Source organism: Lactococcus sp. FSL K6-0773 (assembly GCF_038006485.1).
GTDB classification, from domain to species: domain Bacteria; phylum Bacillota; class Bacilli; order Lactobacillales; family Streptococcaceae; genus Lactococcus; species Lactococcus lactis.
The window spans coordinates 1,453,920-1,472,216 of record NZ_JBBOVF010000001.1; the positions used below are offsets into that span (position 1 = coordinate 1,453,920).

13 protein-coding genes are annotated in these 18,297 nt (G+C 36.9%); all 13 read right to left on the minus strand.

From position 1 onward, the window contains the following. Positions 1-6 precede the first annotated feature (6 nt). Positions 7-918 (minus strand): GTPase Era, encoded by a 912-nt coding sequence (gene era, locus MHB61_RS06995; protein WP_003131632.1) that lies wholly within the window; start codon positions 916-918, stop codon positions 7-9. A gap of 370 nt (positions 919-1,288) precedes the next feature. Further along, positions 1,289-2,932 carry a DEAD/DEAH box helicase gene (locus MHB61_RS07000; RefSeq protein ID WP_010905296.1) on the minus strand — a complete coding sequence of 548 codons (1,644 nt, stop codon included), beginning with the start codon at positions 2,930-2,932 and terminating at the stop codon, positions 1,289-1,291. Between the two features lie 263 nt (positions 2,933-3,195). Further along, positions 3,196-4,767, minus strand: a complete 1,572-nt coding sequence (locus MHB61_RS07005; RefSeq protein WP_003131635.1) for a peptide chain release factor 3 — start codon at positions 4,765-4,767, stop codon at positions 3,196-3,198. A 231-nt stretch (positions 4,768-4,998) separates the two neighbouring features. After that, a complete protein-coding gene (locus MHB61_RS07010) occupies positions 4,999-5,940 on the minus strand; it encodes an ABC transporter ATP-binding protein (protein WP_003131636.1) in 942 nt (313 codons plus the stop codon). Beyond that, the gene (locus MHB61_RS07015) at positions 5,937-6,986 is read right to left on the minus strand and encodes an ABC transporter ATP-binding protein (RefSeq protein WP_003131637.1); all 1,050 of its coding nucleotides are present in this window, start codon (positions 6,984-6,986) and stop codon (positions 5,937-5,939) included. Before MHB61_RS07015 ends, MHB61_RS07010 begins: the two co-directional genes overlap by 4 nt. A 2-nt stretch (positions 6,987-6,988) precedes the next feature. Then, on the minus strand, positions 6,989-8,020 hold the full coding sequence (locus tag MHB61_RS07020) for an ABC transporter permease (protein ID WP_003131638.1): 1,032 nt from the start codon (positions 8,018-8,020) through the stop codon (positions 6,989-6,991). Positions 8,021-8,035: 15 nt separating this feature from the next. After that, a complete protein-coding gene (locus tag MHB61_RS07025) occupies positions 8,036-8,947 on the minus strand; it encodes an ABC transporter permease (RefSeq protein ID WP_003131640.1) in 912 nt (303 codons plus the stop codon). A 77-nt stretch (positions 8,948-9,024) separates the two neighbouring features. Continuing rightward, the gene (locus MHB61_RS07030; RefSeq protein WP_058221338.1) at positions 9,025-10,662 is read right to left on the minus strand and encodes a peptide ABC transporter substrate-binding protein; all 1,638 of its coding nucleotides are present in this window, start codon (positions 10,660-10,662) and stop codon (positions 9,025-9,027) included. Between the two features lie 308 nt (positions 10,663-10,970). Then, complete coding sequence (locus tag MHB61_RS07035; RefSeq protein ID WP_003131645.1) at positions 10,971-12,623, minus strand: peptide ABC transporter substrate-binding protein; 1,653 nt, start codon at positions 12,621-12,623, stop codon at positions 10,971-10,973. Between the two features lie 169 nt (positions 12,624-12,792). Continuing rightward, positions 12,793-14,115 (minus strand): UDP-N-acetylmuramoyl-tripeptide--D-alanyl-D-alanine ligase, encoded by a 1,323-nt coding sequence (locus tag MHB61_RS07040; protein ID WP_137016373.1) that lies wholly within the window; start codon positions 14,113-14,115, stop codon positions 12,793-12,795. A gap of 74 nt (positions 14,116-14,189) precedes the next feature. Continuing rightward, complete coding sequence (locus MHB61_RS07045) at positions 14,190-15,239, minus strand: D-alanine--D-alanine ligase (protein WP_010905293.1); 1,050 nt, start codon at positions 15,237-15,239, stop codon at positions 14,190-14,192. Positions 15,240-15,355: 116 nt separating this feature from the next. Then, positions 15,356-15,952: a recombination mediator RecR gene (gene recR / locus MHB61_RS07050; protein ID WP_003131648.1), complete on the minus strand. Its 597-nt coding sequence runs from the start codon at positions 15,950-15,952 to the stop codon at positions 15,356-15,358. A 138-nt stretch (positions 15,953-16,090) separates the two neighbouring features. Continuing rightward, a complete protein-coding gene (locus tag MHB61_RS07055; RefSeq protein ID WP_003131649.1) occupies positions 16,091-18,256 on the minus strand; it encodes a penicillin-binding transpeptidase domain-containing protein in 2,166 nt (721 codons plus the stop codon). Positions 18,257-18,297 lie beyond the last annotated feature (41 nt).

Here is an 18,297-nt window from a genome sequence, read left to right on the forward strand (position 1 = left end):
TTTTCATTACATATAATCATCACGATTGTAGCCAAAGTCAGCTAAATCCATTTTTCGGTCGCGCCAGTCATTTTTGATTTTGACCCAAGTTTCAAGATAAACTTTATCCCCAAGCATAATTTCAATATCTCGACGAGCCATTTTTCCGATTTTACGAATCATATCGCCGCCTTTACCAAGAATAATCCCTTTTTGGCTCTTGCGTTCAACAATAATTGTTGCCATGATATGAATCTTTCCAGTTTCTTCATCTCGAGTCATTTGGTCAGTAGTGACTGCGATTGAATGTGGAACTTCTTCCCGAGTTAATAATAAGATTTTTTCACGAATCATTTCTGAAACAAGAAAACGCTCAGGATGGTCAGTGATTTGATCTTCTGGGAAATATTGAGGACCCTCGTCCAATTTTTCAGAGAGCGTATCAATTAATCTTTCTGTATTATTCCCTTGTTTAGCTGAGATTGGAACCACTTCAGAAAACTCCATTTGTGAAGTATAATCGGCTACAATTTCAAAAAGACGGTCAGGATGAATTTTATCAATTTTATTGACGACCAAAATGACAGGAACTTCTGCCTTTTTCAAGCGCTCAATAATCATATTTTCACCGGTTGAACGTGGTTCATCAGCCGCAACCATGAACAAAACGACATCACATTCACGTAAAGTCGAATAAGCAGATTGAACCATGAAATCGCCTAAAGCATTGTGTGGTTTGTGAATACCTGGCGTATCAATGAAAACAATTTGTTCATTTTCTGTAGTATAAATTCCTTGAATTTTATTTCTTGTTGTTTGAGGTTTATCTGACATGATGGCAATTTTTTGTCCCATCACGTGGTTCATAAATGTTGATTTTCCAACATTTGGACGACCTAAAATCGCCACAAATCCTGATTTAAATTTGTTATTTGTCATAGCGCTATTATAGCATAAAATCAGTCCTTTTTAAGTAAAATTCTAAAAAATGATTGTGAAAATTACTGACAGAATCATCAGTAAAGCTGACAAATTCTTTATTCACCGATTTAAAGCTCATTAAGCAATCGCTTTAAACTGACGGAAAGCGACAGAGTTTTTAAAAATCATTTGTCATCTCCGTCAGCTTGTTAAATCCAATTATGTTCAGTGCAAATTTACTGACAGAATAATCTTGTATTCAAAAACTACTGACAGATTTATTGTTTAACTTTCAAACAATAAATTTACTGACAGCTGACAAAAGAAAAAAGAAAAAATCATCAGCTAACTGATGATTCCTCTATTTACCGAAATTTCTTGATTATTTTTATTTGTCACCACGGCTACGCATTACGAAGCCAGCTGATTTTTCAGTTCCTGTGGTACGTTTACGAGGAGTTTTTTCTCCTTGTTTACGATCGTCAAAACGACGGTCATCACGTTTTCCACGGTAACCGCCACGGTTATCATCACGGTCTTTCCAGTTGCGTTTGCGATCTCCACCGCGGTCGCCATCTTTACCATCACGATTTCCACGGTAACCGCCACGGTTGCCATCACGGTCGCCATTTCCACGACCTTTGTAGCGTCCGCCGCCACCTTTACCTTTTTTCTTGAAGCCTTTTCCTTCACCATTATATGGCAATGGACGTTCAGCTGTAATCTTAACTTCTTCTTGATTATCAGGGTCTTTTACGCGACCTTGAAGAAGTAAAGCAACCAATTCTTTAGCATCAAATTTTTCAAGTAGGCTCGCTGCTTGTTTGTCAAATTTAGCCAATTTTGCTTTAGCTGAATCATCAGACAAATCACGAAGGACATCATCCATAGCTACTGAGAGTGACGCTTGGTAAGCTTCTTCTTTTGTAGGTGGTTTCAAGCCTTTCATTGGCTTTTTAGTCATATTTTCAATGGCACGAAGATAACCCATTTCATTGTATGAAACAAATGTTACTGAACGTCCTGATTTACCAGCACGGCCGGTACGACCGATACGGTGAACATAGCTTTCTTGGTCTTGAGTAATGTCGTAGTTATAAACGTGAGTAACTCCTGACACGTCGAGTCCACGAGCAGCAACGTCAGTTGCAACCAAAACGTCAATATGTCCTGCTTTGAAATCACGCAAAACAGCCAAACGTTTATTTTGGTCCAAATCTCCGTGCATTCCTTCAGCACGGTAACCGCGCAATTTAAGACCACGAATCAATTCATCAACACGACGTTTTGTACGACCAAAAACAATTGCAAGTTCTGGACGTTCAACATCAAGCAAACGAGTCAAAACATCAAATTTTTCAAATTCTTTTGTTTTTACAAAATATTGATCAATACGGTCAGCAGTCATTTCTTTGGCTGCAATTTTGATGTGTTCAGGATTCTTCATGAATTTCACACCAATTTTTTTGATGTCATTTGGCATTGTTGCTGAGAAAAGCAATGTTTGACGAGCTTCTGGTGTTTTTTCAATGATGAAATGAATGTCTTCCAAGAATCCCATGTTCAACATTTCATCAGCTTCATCAAGAATCAAAGTTTCAAGTTGATCCAATTTAATTGCTTTACGTTTAATCAAGTCAACCAAACGTCCTGGTGTTCCCACAACAATATGTGCACCAGCTTTAAGGCCTTTAATTTGTTTTTCAATACTTGAACCACCAAAAACAGTACGAACTTTAAGCCCTTTTGATTTACCAAAACGGAAAAGTTCTTCTTGTCCTTGAACCGCAAGTTCGCGGGTTGGAGCAATAACGAGTGCTTGAATAGCTGGATTAGAAGCATCAATTTTTTCAATTGTTGGAAGACCAAATGCTGCTGTTTTACCAGTTCCTGTTTGCGCTTGACCTAGAACGTCACGCCCTTCAAGTGCAAGTTTAATTGTTTGTTCTTGGATTGGTGTTGGTTGTTCATAACCAATCTCTGTAAGTGTATTTACGATTCCTTCTGACAGGCCGAGTTCACTAAATTTCATTTTTTACCTATATTTCTACTGCGTGTTCCCACGCCAAACTTTTTATTACAGGGTACGAAACCCTTGCTACAGGCGAAATTTATGTGACTCGCCTGACGTAACTTATCTATTATAGCATAATTTTTTGACTGAAAATGCTTACGCCCTTTACTTTTTTTAAAATATTTTCATAAAAAATATACTGACAAAGCTGTCAGTAAATTTTTATGATATTTTTTAAAGAATATAAGCTTTTCTACTATATAAAATATCTGTCAGTAATTTTATACTGAAAATTGTTCCATTAATTCAACATCTGGATATTTATCTTTAAACCAACGCATGGCAAATTCATTTTCAAACAAGAATAAAGGATGGTCAAAACGATCTCGTGCCAAAATATTACGTGAACTAGACATTTTTTCATCTAAATCTTCTTCTTTAATCCAACGAACCGTTTTTGTCCCCATTGGTGTCATGATTGTTTCAGAATTATATTCACGCTCCATCCGGTCTTTAAAGACTTCAAATTGAAGTTGCCCAACCGCACCAAGCATAATATCACCAGTTGTATAAGATTTGTAGAGCTGAATGGCTCCTTCTTGTACCAATTGGTCAATTCCTTTTTGGAAAGATTTTTGTTTCATCACATTTTTCGCTTGGACACGCATAAAGAGCTCTGGGGTAAATGTTGGCAATGGCTCAAAAGATTTTTTCAATTTACCTGTGGTTAATGTATCCCCAACCTGATAAGTTCCAGTATCATAAACCCCAATAATATCACCAGCTACAGCATTCTCAACATTTTCTCGCGATTCAGCCATAAATTGTGTGACATTTGAGAGTTTCACTTTCTTACCCGTCCGAATAAGATTAACATCCATTCCTCGTTCAAATTCACCAGATACAATCCGAACAAAAGCAATTCGGTCACGGTGACGTGGGTCCATATTTGCTTGGATTTTGAAAATGAAACCAGAAAAATCAGGATTTAAAGGTTCAATTTCTTCTTCGTCCACCGTTTTGTGTGAATGAGGCTCTGGGGCATATTCTAAAAATGTTTCAAGGAAAGTTTCTACCCCAAAACTAGTTAAAGCCGAACCAAAGAAAACTGGTGTCAATTGCCCTGCAACAACTTCTTCCTCAGAAAATTGATTCCCTGCATCCAAAAGTAATTCAGCATCTTCTAAAGCTTGAGTAAAGAATGGATTTTTTGTCAAAGGATGACTAGCCGGCACTTCCCCATTTTCATCAAATTCAACAAAACGTTTGCCATCCTCAGGTTGATAAACTTCCACACGACCATGCGTAAAATCATAAAGACCTTGGAAATTTTTCCCCATTCCGATTGGCCAATTCATTGGTACACTAGCAATCCCAAGAATTTCTTCCAATTCAGAAAGTAAATCAAGCGGTTCACGTCCATCACGGTCAAGTTTATTAATGAAAGTGAAAACCGGAATCCCTCTGCGTTTTACAACTTGGAAAAGTTTTTTCGTTTGTGCTTCAATCCCTTTAGCACTGTCAATAACCATGACCGCAGCATCAACTGCCATCAATGTTCGGTAAGTATCTTCTGAGAAATCTTCGTGCCCAGGCGTGTCCAAGATATTAACACGCTTGCCTGCATAATCAAATTGCATGACAGAACTTGTTACAGAAATTCCACGTTCTTTTTCAATATCCATCCAGTCTGACTTAGCAAAATTACCAGTTTTACGAGCTTTTACAGTCCCCGCTTCTCGAATGGCTCCCCCAAATTTCAATAATTGTTCTGTAATCGTCGTCTTACCAGCATCCGGGTGACTGATGATGGCAAAAGTCCGGCGTTTTTTTATTTCTTCTTGTAAAGTCATTTATACTCTCTTTTTCTTTAATTATTCATTTATATTTTTAATTTATTTTACATTTGTTAATCCTCAAAAAAAAATAGTTCTTTTAATTATATCAAAATTTGCCCTGATTTTATAGTTGATTTTTATAAATCTTACCAACAAACTAAAGAGTTAAAAAATTCATTCGATTGGTAATTAAACAAAAGAAAAAACAATCAGCAAAACTAATTGTTTTATCATTAAATTTTTTATTTATACAGTAGCGTTTTTCTTGTAAATTTCTGCCTCTGCTTCTGTTGAGAAAACAAAATGTCCTGGAGTAATTTCCCGCATTTCACGTTCTTGTCCATCCAATTCAGCCGTTGGGTCATAAACAATTGGAGTACGTTCCCGCTCAGAAATAGGGTCTGGTGACGGAATTGAGCTCAGCAAACTCTTAGTATAAGGATGAATTGGATGATTGTAAACTTGGTCAGAAGTTCCAACTTCCAAAATTTTCCCCCAGTGCATGACACCAATTCGGTCAGAAATATATTTAACCATTGACAAATCATGAGCGATAAACAAGTAAGTCAAGTTTTCTTTTGCTTGAATATCTCTCATCAAGTTAACAACCTGAGCTTGAATTGAAACATCAAGTGCTGAGATAGGCTCATCAGCTACGACAAATTTAGGTTTTACGGCAAGTGCACGTGCAATCCCAATCCGTTGACGCTGTCCACCAGAAAACTCATGCGGATAACGTGTCAAATGGTCATCGTTCAATCCAACCAAACGTAAGAGTTCCAATACACGAGCATCACGTTCAGCCTTTGTTTTTACTAAACCATTAGCATCAAGTCCTTCAGCAACGATATCTTTAACGCGCATCCGTCCATTCAATGAAGCTTGTGGATCTTGGAAAATCATTTGTGCTTCTGAACGATACTCACGCAACTCCGAACCTTTTAAATTACGAACATCTTTACCTTCAAAGAGAATTTCTCCACCAGTAATGAAATTATCATAAAGTTTAAGAATTGCTCGACCAATCGTCGTTTTACCAGAACCAGATTCTCCAACGAGACCAAATGTTTCTCCTTCATAAATATCTAAAGAAACATTATTAATTGCCTTATTAGCCCCTTTCTTTCCTTTATTAAAAGTCAAATCAAGGTTTTTTATTTCAATTACTTTTTTAGGTTCTGTCATCATTTATCCCCTTTCAATTCTTCCCAGCGTTTCCAGCGTGCCAAGATATTATCGGAAGGCGTTACTTTTGGTGCTCGTGGGTCTAAAAGCCAAGTTTTGGCAAAATGTGTTGGAGATACTTCAAAGTATGGAGGTTCTTCTTCAAAATCAATTGCCAAGGCAAATTTATTACGTGCTGCAAAGGCATCTCCTTTTGGTGGATTCAATAAATCAGGTGGAGTTCCTGGAATTGAAACCAGTCGGTCCACACTTGAATCAACCGTTGGCATTGAATCTAAGAGCCCCCAAGTATATGGATGTTGTGGGTTATAGAAAATTTCTTCAACTGTTCCGTATTCAACAATTTCACCCGCATACATTACCGCCACTTTATGTGCAAAACCAGCAACAACTCCCAAGTCATGGGTAATGAAGACAATTGATGAATTAATTCTTTCTTGCAATTCAGCCATCATATGCATAATTTGTGCTTGAATTGTAACGTCAAGCGCAGTTGTTGGTTCATCTGCAATCAAGATTTCAGGGTCAGCAGCCAAGGCAATCGCGATAACTGCACGTTGACGCATCCCGCCTGACCATTGGTGTGGATAATCATTAATATGCACTTCGGCATCAGGAATTCCGACTTGTTGCATCAATTCGAGGGCCCGTTTCATGGCATCGGCTTTGCTCATTCCTTTGTTGTGTTTCAACAAAGGTTCAGCAATTTGTTTTCCAATACGCATTGTTGGGTCAAGAGAAGTCATTGGGTCTTGGAAAATCATAGAAATTTCATTTCCACGAATTTTTTGCCACTCTTCCTCTTTTAAATCAAGAAGGTTACGCCCTTTAAATAATAATTCACCTTGTGGTATTACCGCATTTTTCGCATTCAAGCCCATCAAAGTTTTTGTTGTTACTGATTTACCAGAGCCAGACTCACCAACAATCGCTAGGGTCTGTCCCTTTTCTAAATCAAAAGATACATCACGAATCGCTTTAACATCTCCAGCATAGGTGTGGAAATTGACATGCAAATTTTTAACTTCTAATACTTTTTCTTCTGCCATTTCTAATCCTCACTTGCTCTAGGGTCAAATGCATCACGCAAACCATCTCCAAAGAAGATAAATGTGAGTGAAAGCACAGACAATACTACTGCTGGAATAATCAATTGGAATGGATAGAATTGCAAGCTTGCAATCCCATCATTAATCAAAGTCCCCAAAGAAGACGTTGGCGGTTTAACCCCAAGGTTAATCGCTGATAAAACAGCCTCATACATAATCATACTTGGAATATCAAACATGATTTGGACAACAATAACCCCTGAAACGTTTGGCAACAAATGTTTTACTGCAATTTTCCAAGTAGATTGTCCTAAAGTTTTTGAGGCCAAGACGAAGTCACGCTCCTTATAGGAGAGAACCATGTTCCGTACCTGCCTGGCCATCCCGGTCCATGCAAATAGACCAATCGCAATAATAATTGATGAAATTCCTTGTCCCAAAAGTAGAGCAAGCATTGTTACTACAACTAAGTTAGGTACAGATTGGATGATTTCAATAATCCGTTGCATGACCATATCGACTTTTCCACCCATCCAGCCGGAAATAATCCCATAGGTCACCCCGATTACTAAGTCAATCAAGGCGGCAGCAAGGGCAATAATCAATGAAATACGCAAACCAACAATTGTTCGTTTAGCTAATGAACGACCATATTTATCAGTCCCGAAGACATATTTGTCTTTGCTTGGAACATCTTGTGATTTATAGACATCTGTTCTTTCAGTAGAACCCGGTGCTTTAAATTCACCATTCCAAAATGGTAAATCACCTGATAGTTTTGGCGGAAGATTTCCATAAACTTGTGATTTATTTGGATCAAAGTAATTTGCCTTTGATTGTGGTACAACAAATGCTGAGATTACTGAGAAAACCAATGTAATCGCAATAATCCACATGGCAACCAAAGCTACTTTATTTTTCTTAAAACGACGCCAAGCATCTTGGAAAAAACTCAAGGCAGGTTTCGCAATTTTTTCTGTTGAATCTGAACCCTTTGAACCAACAAGGGTGAAGTCTTTATTTAAATTTTCCATTTCGACAAACCCTTTCTAGAGACGAACTCGTGGATCAACAATTGCAGTCAGAATATCTGTAACTAAGATAAATAGCATCAAGATTACTGCATAGACAATTGTTGTTGCCATAATAACTGGGAAGTCTTTGGCTGGAATTGAATCAACAAATTGTGAACCAATCCCGGGGATTGAAAAGATTTTTTCAATCAAGACCGAACCTGTCAAAAGATTGGCAGCCATTGGCCCAATCAAAGTCAACATTGGAATCAATGAATTACGCAATGCATGTTTATTGACCACTTCTTTTTCAGAAAGTCCTTTAGCACGAGCTAACAAGATGTAGTCAGAAGATAAAGACTCAATCATTTCAGAACGAACAAAACGAGTTACCACAGCCATTGGAGCAAAAGAAAGAGCGATTGTTGGCATAATTGTTTGTGAGAAGGTTCCCCAACCAGAAATTGGGAAAAGATTCAAATTAAATCCTAAGTAAAGAAGGATTAAGGTACCAATTACGAATGAAGGAACTGAAATCCCAAGGACTGAAACAAAACCGAAAATTCCATCAAGGATGCCATTTTTACGACGAGCGGAAGCTTTTCCCATAAAGGCTCCAAGAATTGTCCCAAGAATAAGCGCTTGAACTCCAAGTTGCATTGAAACTGGTAAACGTTGAGCGATCATTGTAATAACAGGTTGGTTTGTATAAACAAATGATGTTCCAAAATTACCTGTGAACATGTGTCCTACATAGATAAAGTATTGTTGCCAAAGCGGTTTATCTAAACCATAGGCATGTTTTAAAATTTCCAGTTGATCTGGCGTTAGTTTGGGATTTGAGAAAGGTGTTCCGGGCATGACTTGCATCATAAAGAAAGTCAATGTCACAATCAGGAACAAAGTCAGAAGCAAAAGCCCCAAACGTTTAAGAATATATTTAATCATAAAAAATTTCCTAATCTAAGCAAAAGATAGGGTTGGCAATCTGCCAATCCTAACTTTCTTGCTCTAAAACTCTATTATTATTTGAGGTAAGCTGTTTTGAAGTCATACATTAAACCAGTTGAACCAAAGCGTACATCCTTAAGGTTAGGATTACGGAGGACTGGAGTTGTACGGAAGTACAGCGGATTGAGATTTGATTCTGTATAAAGTGATTCTTCAGCCGCTTTGTAGTCTGCATAGTGCTTTTCAGGATCAAGCGCATCTGTTACTTCAGCTGCTTTAATGGCTTTATCATAAGTAACGTTATTGATTTTACCATTATTATTTGGTCCATCTTTTACAAATAAATCAAGGAAAGTTGACGGTTCAGCATAGTCACCACTCCAAAGTGAGATAACCATATCAAAGTTACCAGTAGTAGAGTCATTCAAACGTTGTTTAAATGGTACTGATTTGATATTCAAAGTCAAACCTGGAAGTTGTTTTTCCCATGCTTGTTTAAGGAAAGTTGCTGAGTCTTTAGAAGCTGATGTATCATCAGTTGTTAAAGTCAAAGTAAGTTTAGTTTCGCCAATTTCGCTCAATCCTTTAGCCCAAGCTGCTTTAGCTGCTGTGGCATCGTATTTATATGGTTGTGCTGCATACTTAGCAAAGTCTTCACCAGTATTTGTTTTAGCCATACCCGCTGGTGTTAAGCCTGTCGCAGGATTCGAAGCAGGCGTTACTGTATCAACATATTGTTGGCGGTCAGTAGCAAGGTTGAAGGCTTCACGAATGTTCTTGTTAGCAAGAGCTTTATTTTTCCCAGATTGATTATATTGAATGTAAGCTGTTGTTGCTTCATCCAAAGATACGACATCTTTATTATTTTTATTTGCTTTGAAAAGGTCTGGGTCACCAATACTTGCTTGGACAATCTTACCTTGTTTATAAAGGTTAAATGAAGTTTTAGGGTCTTGAACCACTTGGAAGTCGATTTCTTTAGTTTTAACTGCGCTCTTATCCCAATAATCGTCATTCTTCACGATTGAGAATGTTTGGTTTGAACCGTTCCAACCTTTTGATTTTTCAAATTTATATGGTCCAGAGTAAACCATTTTCTCTGAAGATGTTCCGTATTGTTTCCCATATTTTTCAACCACTTTTTGGTTGAGTGGGTAATAAACAGAGTTAGCTGTCAAGAATTCAAAGTATGGTGTTGGTTGTGCAAGGGTAACAACAAATGTTTTGTCATCAGTTGCTTTAACACCAAGTGTTGATTTATCAGCTTTACCACCATTAATCTCGTTGGCGTTTTTAACTGGGCCAAGGAGGTATCCGTATTCTGAAGCAGTCGCTGGATCAACCGCACGTTGCCAAGAATAAACGAAGTCTTTAGCTGTCAAAGCATCACCGTTTGACCATTTCAAGCCATCACGAAGATGGAAAGTATATGTCAAGCCATCTTTTGATACATCAACTGATTTTGCCAATTCTGGCTGTGCTTTACCATCTTTGTCCACACGTGTCAAACCAGCATTGGTATTACCAATAATGATATTTGAATATGTATCTGTCGCGAGTGATGAATCCAATGTTTGAATAGGTGATGTCAAATTCCATTGAATGTCTTTTGATGATGACGATGAGCTAGAACCGCTATTGCCGCATGCTGCAAGCAAAGCTGCCGAACCAAGTGCAACTGTACCTAAGGTAACTTTTTTCCAAGTCTTCATGTAATTTCCCTCTTTCATGAATTGTGTCTGACTTCGCAATTTTTATTATTGTCAGAAAATTTATTATATTGGTATTATACTTAATTCAACCTGAATTGTAAAGTATAATGGTTATGTTTTCTGAAAATTAACATTTAATTTTTAAATAGCGGAAAGTTTTCACAAACTTTTGAAAAAGATTTTTTTACTATGCTTTTATTTAAAACCCTTTCATTTAGTTGGGCTCTGACTGGTTCGTGTTTTATTTTTGCAGAAAGAATATTCAATAAAAAAGATAAATTTTCAGAAAATTTATCTTTTTGTATTTTTTATTTAACATAAGCCGATTTTAGGTCGTAAGCTAAACCGGTTGAATGAAATTCTAAGCCTGTAATTTTAGGGTTCATTAAAGCTGGATTGGCTTGGAAATCAACTGGATTGATGTATGACCCTTGATAGAGTGCTGTTTCTGCCGCTTTGTAGTGTTCATCTACTTTGGCTGGTTCAAGAACGTCTGGCGTTGTTGTTGCTGCTTTAAAGGCATCATCATAAGTTTTACTAGAAAATTTACCGTCATTATATGATTGGCCTGTCGTAAAGAGTTGCAAGAATGTTGAAGGTTCAGCGTAATCTCCACCCCAACCTGAGAGAACCATATCAAAATTTCCATTTTGAGCGTCATTCAATCTTTGTTTGAATGGAACAAGTTTTAAATTGACAGTCAAGCCTGGTAGATTTTGTTGATAGGCTGTTTGTAAAAAGTTGGCTGTTGCTTCTGACGGTGCTAAATCACCAGCAGCTTCAAGGCTAAGGGTGAGCTTGGTTAAGCCAAGCTCTTTTAATCCTTTTTCCCAGAGGTCTTTTGCTTTTGTCGGGTCATAGCGATAATCTTGTTTTGCATAAGTTGCAAAATCTTCTCCTGTTGAGGTCTTGCTCATTCCCACTGGTGTAAAGCTTGTCGCAACGGTCGAACCTGGTAGGGCTGTTTTGACGACTCCTGCTCTGTTAGTTGCCAAATTTAAGGCTTCACGAATATTTTGATTAGCTAGTGCTTTTTGAGCGTCTGGACTTGAGGCATTTTTACCGGATTGATTGTATTCAATATAGTCTGTCCGTGCTTGTTTAAAGACAGTATAACCTTTCGTCTTTTTATTGGCATTAATCAAATCAGTTGTTGAAAGGAGTGTAAAATCAAGTTTCCCTTGTTTATAAAGCTGTGCTCCTGTATTCGCATTTGAAATGACCTGGAAATCAATTTGTTTAGATTTGACTGCCGACTTATCATAGTAGTTTGGATTGGCATAAATTGAAAAAGTTTTATTGGTTCCTGTCCAACCTTTATCTGATTTGAACATGAATGGTCCATTATAAACGGTTTTATCTGAGGACGTTCCATATTGTTTGCCATATTTATCAACAACTTTTTGGTCAAGAGGGTAATAAACAGGTTCTGACAAGAGAAATTTAAAATATGGTGTTGGTTGTGCCAATGTGACTGTAAATTCTGTATCTGACTCGGCTTTAATTCCTAGACTATCGAGTGATGATTTACCAGAAATAATATCATTAGCCCCAGAAACTGCCCCCATCAAATAGGCATATTCTGAACCAGTTTTAGGGTCCACTGCTCTTTTCCATGAATAAACAAAATCTTTAGCAGTCAACCTGTCACCGTTTGACCATTTCAAATTATCTCTAAGAGTAACCGTGTAGGTCAAGCCGTCTTTTGAAACGTCAATTGATTTTGCAAGTGCTAAGGCAGCATTTCCTTTAGAGTCAACGCGTGTCAATCCTTCTTCCACATTTCCAGCAACATCATAAGAATACTGGTCAGTTAAAATTGTAGTATCAAGTGATGCCACATCTGTGGGAATTGAAAATTTGATGTTTTTTTGCTCACTTGTTTTTGTGCCACAGGCCACTAAAATAATTCCTGACAGGGCAATAAGGCTGGTGAGTCCAATAATTTTTCCTTGTTTCATCTGCTTTCTCCAAATCGTAAAGATACTATTGAATTTTCATATTATTCTGAAAATTAAATGTGGACTTATTATACTTTTTCAAAAATACATTGTCAAGAATATTGTTGTATTTTTCTGATAATTTAATGAAAATAAAAAAATACTAACTTTCTGTCAGTATTTTTTATCATTATAATTTTTCAACAACCTCTGAAAGTTTCATGCTATTTGAACCTTTGAATAATACTTGGTCAGTTGGTTTCAAATCTGCTGACAGACTTTCTGTCAGTAAATCTAAATCTGTAAAATAGCTGACCGCTTTGTCAGTCGAAATTTCTGCCAAGTTTTTCATCATTTCACCATAAAGATAGACTTTATCAATTTTATTGAAATCAATAGATTTCAATATATCTTTATGGAGTTGGGCTGCACTGGGTCCAAGTTCTAACATATCAGCAAGAACTGCAATCTTTCGACCATTCTCATTTTTAGGAATGGCTTGGAAAGTTTCCAAAATCAAACGCATTGCTGTCGGATTGGCATTATAAACATCACTCAAAAGGTCTGCACCATTTTTTGCTTTTTTCCACTCTGTCCGATTTCTGGTCAGCTCTACTTCTTTCAAAGCTTTTTTAATTTCGGCTTCTGAAAGTCCATAATGTAAGCCAACAAAAGCAGCTAACATAGCATTCGTCGCGTTATATTTACCAGGAACTGGAATAGTAATTGATTCATCTAAAAAATTAGTTTCAAAAGTTAATTTTTCTTTGTGTTCGACTAATTTTGTAATAAATAAATCTTCACCGGGCAAACCAAAGCGAATAATTTTTTGATTGTCTGGGATAAAAGCATTAATAATTGGGTCAGCAGGGGCAATAAGCTCACCATGCAAACCAGCCGTAATCCCCATTTTCCCTTTAGCAATATTTTCGCGACTTCCCATATGTTCAAGATGTGCTTCACCAATTAAGGTAATGACAGCAAGTTCAGGCTTAGCAAGTTCTGATAAAAAATCAATATCACCAGGGTGATCCATTCCCATTTCCAAAACTAATTTTTCAGCATCGTCCGGCATATGTAAAATGGTGTAGGGTAAGCCGATTTCATTATTGTGATTTCCTTGTGTTTTGTATGTTTTAAATTTCTTAGACAAAACAGCAGCAATCATGTCTTTGGTTGTTGTTTTTCCATTTGAACCTGTCACCGCAATGACTGGAACTTTTGTCTTTTCAAGATAATATTTTGCTAATTTTTGGAAAGCAAGCAGATTATCGTCAACCAAGAGATGAGCTTGTTCGACTTCTTTTTCTGAAAAGCTGATTATTGCTCCATTATCAAAAGCGATTTCGATGAAATCATGACCATCTCGTGCCCCCTTAAGTGGCAAAAAGATATCCCCTTTTTCAATCAAACGGCTGTCAAATTCAATTTTATTGACTGACAAATCTGCCAGTTGCGACCAATCATTTTTTGCGCCAACGACTTGGGCGATTTCGTGAATTGTGAGTTTCATAGTGACTCCATTATAACACTTTTTACTGACAAAAAAATCTGTCAGCAATCGATTTACTGACAGATTTGTATTTTTTATAAAAGATGATTTTCACGTGTTTCAAAAGTTTCTTTAGCTAAATCAACTAACTTTTCAATTAAATCAGAATAAGATAAGCCCATATTTTCCCAAAGCAATGGATACATTGACCATTGTGTGAATCCTGGAATGGCATTAATTTCGTTGAGATAAACATTTCCATCCTTAGTCACAAAGAAATCGCAACGTGACAAGCCCGTCCCATTGACTGCCTTGTACGCTTTTATAGCATATTCTTGCATTTTTTGAGCTAAATCAGCAGGAACTTTTGCTGGAATGTCCATTTGAATTTTATTATCAATATATTTTGAGTTGTAATCATAAAACTCAACATCTTTCACAACTTCACCTGGAAGCGTTGCAGAAACGTCACTATTATTTCCCAAAACAGCACATTCGATTTCACGCGCATCCACACCTTGTTCAATGACAACACGGTTATCATATTTATAGGCTTCGCTTAGCGCAGGTTGAAGGTCTGCTAAATCATCAACTTTTGAAATTCCAACACTAGAACCCATATTAGCAGGTTTAACAAAAACTGGAAATTCTAATTTTTCGACTACTTCTTGAGCAATTTCTCCTTGATTTTCATCAGCAAAAGCCGCAACATAAGGAACTTGGGGTACACCAACCGCTTCAAAAACGTGTTTTGCCAATAATTTATCCATTGTGCTTGACGCAGATAAAATATTTGGACCAACATATGCCAAACGTAAAATTTCTAAAAATCCTTGAATCGAGCCATCTTCACCCATTGGTCCATGTAAAACTGGGAATACAACGGCAGCTTTTTCGTAAATTGCTGCTGGTGAAATCTTTGGATAAGATTCTGCCAAATCATTTGTCAGTAGTTTTTCTTCTTCAGCAGGTTTGTCAGTAAATTCTTGCGTTTTTATGAATTCACCACCCTTAGTGATAAAGTAAGTTTTTACAACAAAACGAGAATAATTAACAGCTCTCATCACCGATTCTGCTGATAAAACTGATACTTCTCGCTCAGCAGAACGACCACCATACAACAAAATTAATGTTTCTTTTGACATATTTCTTCCTTTTTTACTGACAGCTTTGTCAGACACTTCTTTTTACTGACAGCATGCGATATTTTTACAATACAATTCTGTCAGTAATTGTCTTTTTTATTTTACCACAGAAAAAATCAAATTTCCAACCGATTCTCTACCGCTTTTGATAAAGTAATTTCATCTGCGTATTCTATATCAGAGCCTACAGCTAATCCACGAGCCAAGCGAGTCACTTTAATTCCTGCAGGCTTAATCATTCGAGCCAGATACATGGCGGTTGCTTCTCCGTCAGAAGTGGCATTAGTTGCGATGATCACTTCTTTAACCTCTGAATCCATTAATCTTGTAATCAATGTTTTAACATTAATTTCATCAGGAGAAATCCCATTCATTGGACTAATCGTACCATGCAAAACATGATAAAGTCCTCGATATTCCCGAATTTTTTCCATAGCAAGAACATCTTTAGATTCTTCAACGACCAATATAGTTGTTCGATCACGCGTTGGGTCGGTACAAATGGCGCAAGGATCACTTTCTGTTAAATTCCCACAAATCGAGCAAAAACTCAAATCCCGTTTTGCTGAAAGAAGATTTTTTGCAAATTCATTGACATCTTGATCTTCCATGCCAATCGTATAAAAAGCCAATCGAGTCGCTGTTTTTTGACCAATCCCTGGTAATTTTGAAAACGACTCAATCAGGCGAGCAATAGGTTCAGGATAATACATATTTCACCAATTCTTCACTTGTAAATATTTTATTCAATTTATTAATTTTACTATAAAAGACTGAAAATGAAAAGGAAAGGTGATAGAATTCTCAATCACTTATAAATAAAAAGCCTCTCCTATCAGAGAGAACTTTTTTTAATTTTTACGAAAAGCCTCATTTGAATAATACAAATCAGTAATTCCCGTTACAATACTTTGGTTTGCTTTTGTTCCACTTGAAGCATTACTTTCAGTATTATCTGGAAGTACAACCGCAATAGCAATTTCTGGGTTGTCAGAAGGAGCAAAGGCCACTGCATTATTAGCTGTTACAATAACTTGACTACCATCTGCCAATACTTTTGTACTTTCGGAAGTCCCTGTTTTACCAGAAATAGAAACCTTTGATGAATCCATTGAACGACCAGTAGTCAATCCACCAGCCCCATGAACAACAGCATACATCCCCTGATGAAGAACATCCATATTATCGGGAGTGATATTTACCTTATCCATGATTTTAGGAGTAATATTTTTGATAAGCGTGCCAGGCTGTCCGTCAGTTCCACCTTCATAAATTCCTTGAACAATATGTGGTGACAAACGAGTTCCGTTATTTCCTAAAGTTGCCGCATAAACCGCCAACTGAAGCGGCGTATAATTATCATACTGACCAAATGATTCATACAATACATTGACCCCAGAAGCCGCTTCAGATTTAGCTGAAGGGAGATATCCCGTTGATTCTCCAGGTATATCAAAACCAGTTGATGCCCCTAAACCATAAGAAGCAAAAGCCTTACGAAACTGCTCATAAACTTTTACTCGGTTGGTATCATCCAAAAATTGATTAGCTGCCGTATAAGGAGCACCTAACATTCTCATTGCCAATTGCATCATGTAAGTATTTGATGAATATTGCAAAGCTTCAACAGCTGTTAAAGCCATTGGTGAAGCGTCTCCCCACCAGTCATTGATAGGATTAGAATCTTTAAATTGAATAGACTGCGCCGTTAAAGTGTCATTTCCAGAAATTACACCAGCATTCCAAGCAGCAGTCAATGTTCCCATTTTGACAACAGACCCCGGTGTGAAGACACTTTGGAAAGTCCCTAAAGTATTTTCCGTAATTGTTCCTGTATTAGGATCTCGTTGATAGCCAGATAAAGCTAAGACTGCCCCCGTTTTAACATTTAACACAACAGCATAAGCCCCTCTATTATACTGACCATAGCCTTGGGCAATCAGTTGATCTAATTGTGTTTTAACAATATTATTAACCCCGTTTTGGAAATCTAGGTTAATAGTTAATTTTAAATCATCCCCACGTTTTCCTTTTTGTATTGTTTTTGTTCCAGAAACATCACCATTTTTGTCAAATTTAACCTTACTAATACTATGAGTTCCTTGAAGTTCACTTTCGTATCCCTTTTCAAGAAGCCCAGTTCCCACACGGTCATTACGTTGATAACCTTTTTTAAGATAGGCATCCAAATCCTCTGCTGGAATTCCTGATTTTTGTGAAGTAATAGTTCCCATAAGTGGTGTCAAAGAATTTTGAGCATATGAACGGTCCCAAGAAGTTCCAATTGTAATTCCTGGTAAATCGCCTTCTTGTTCGGCAATTGTCGCTTGTTGCTCTGCTGTAATACTTCCAGTAGCAATTTTAGTAGTGTTAAAAGTAGTGGTACTATTCATTTCTTTGAATAATTTTGCGGCAAAAGTTTGTTCTGCCGTAAAATTCAAGTCACTATCTTTAACTTTACTTAATTCGACATCATAAATTTGTGAACCACTTAAATCATTACCATGTTTATCTTTCTTTTCCTTTTCAGATAAACTATTAGCTATTTTTTCTAGATTTTTAGAATTAGCCAAGAAATAGTCTTTTTTATCACGCGTTGTCAAATCAGCAACATCAATGTTATTAGATAAAATAGTTGCTAACTTATTGGCTACCTGATAAATTTCATCAGCAGTAGCATTTTGACTTCTTGTAAATTCAACAGCCTGTACCGCAACTGTAGATGCCAAAGCTTTTCCTGTTGCATCATAAATATTTCCGCGAGGCGCACCTTCAATAATTTGAACATCTCCACCTGCACTAATTGATTTTTCGGCGTAGAAATGTGAATTCAATACCTGCATATTGAAGAGCTTTCCAATTAAAATCATAAACAAAACAAAGATAACAAAAAATAAGAGGTTCACTCGTTTTGGAATTAATTTAGTTGGATCTTTTAAAATTTTTACTTCTTTATGTGATTTTTTAGACTTATCGGATTGCTTGCGCTTATCATTTTTTCTTTTATTATCTGACATTTCGACTCCAAGAATGAGTTTTATAAATAGTTTTTACATTC

Excerpts from the sequence above, each read along its gene's own strand:
- MHB61_RS07035 (WP_003131645.1), bottom strand. The coding sequence starts at position 12,623 with ATGAAACAAGGAAAAATTATTGGACTCACCAGCCTTATTGCCCTGTCA.
- MHB61_RS07040 (WP_137016373.1), bottom strand. The coding sequence starts at position 14,115 with ATGAAACTCACAATTCACGAAATCGCCCAAGTCGTTGGCGCAAAAAAT.
- MHB61_RS07000 (WP_010905296.1), bottom strand. The coding sequence starts at position 2,932 with ATGAAATTTAGTGAACTCGGCCTGTCAGAAGGAATCGTAAATACACTT.
- era (WP_003131632.1), bottom strand. The coding sequence starts at position 918 with ATGACAAATAACAAATTTAAATCAGGATTTGTGGCGATTTTAGGTCGT.
- MHB61_RS07015 (WP_003131637.1), bottom strand. The coding sequence starts at position 6,986 with ATGGCAGAAGAAAAAGTATTAGAAGTTAAAAATTTGCATGTCAATTTC.
- MHB61_RS07020 (WP_003131638.1), bottom strand. The coding sequence starts at position 8,020 with ATGGAAAATTTAAATAAAGACTTCACCCTTGTTGGTTCAAAGGGTTCA.
- MHB61_RS07025 (WP_003131640.1), bottom strand. The coding sequence starts at position 8,947 with ATGATTAAATATATTCTTAAACGTTTGGGGCTTTTGCTTCTGACTTTG.
- MHB61_RS07030 (WP_058221338.1), bottom strand. The coding sequence starts at position 10,662 with ATGAAGACTTGGAAAAAAGTTACCTTAGGTACAGTTGCACTTGGTTCG.
- MHB61_RS07005 (WP_003131635.1), bottom strand. The coding sequence starts at position 4,767 with ATGACTTTACAAGAAGAAATAAAAAAACGCCGGACTTTTGCCATCATC.
- MHB61_RS07010 (WP_003131636.1), bottom strand. The coding sequence starts at position 5,940 with ATGATGACAGAACCTAAAAAAGTAATTGAAATAAAAAACCTTGATTTG.
- MHB61_RS07045 (WP_010905293.1), bottom strand. The coding sequence starts at position 15,239 with ATGTCAAAAGAAACATTAATTTTGTTGTATGGTGGTCGTTCTGCTGAG.
- recR (WP_003131648.1), bottom strand. The coding sequence starts at position 15,952 with ATGTATTATCCTGAACCTATTGCTCGCCTGATTGAGTCGTTTTCAAAA.
- MHB61_RS07055 (WP_003131649.1), bottom strand. The coding sequence starts at position 18,256 with ATGTCAGATAATAAAAGAAAAAATGATAAGCGCAAGCAATCCGATAAG.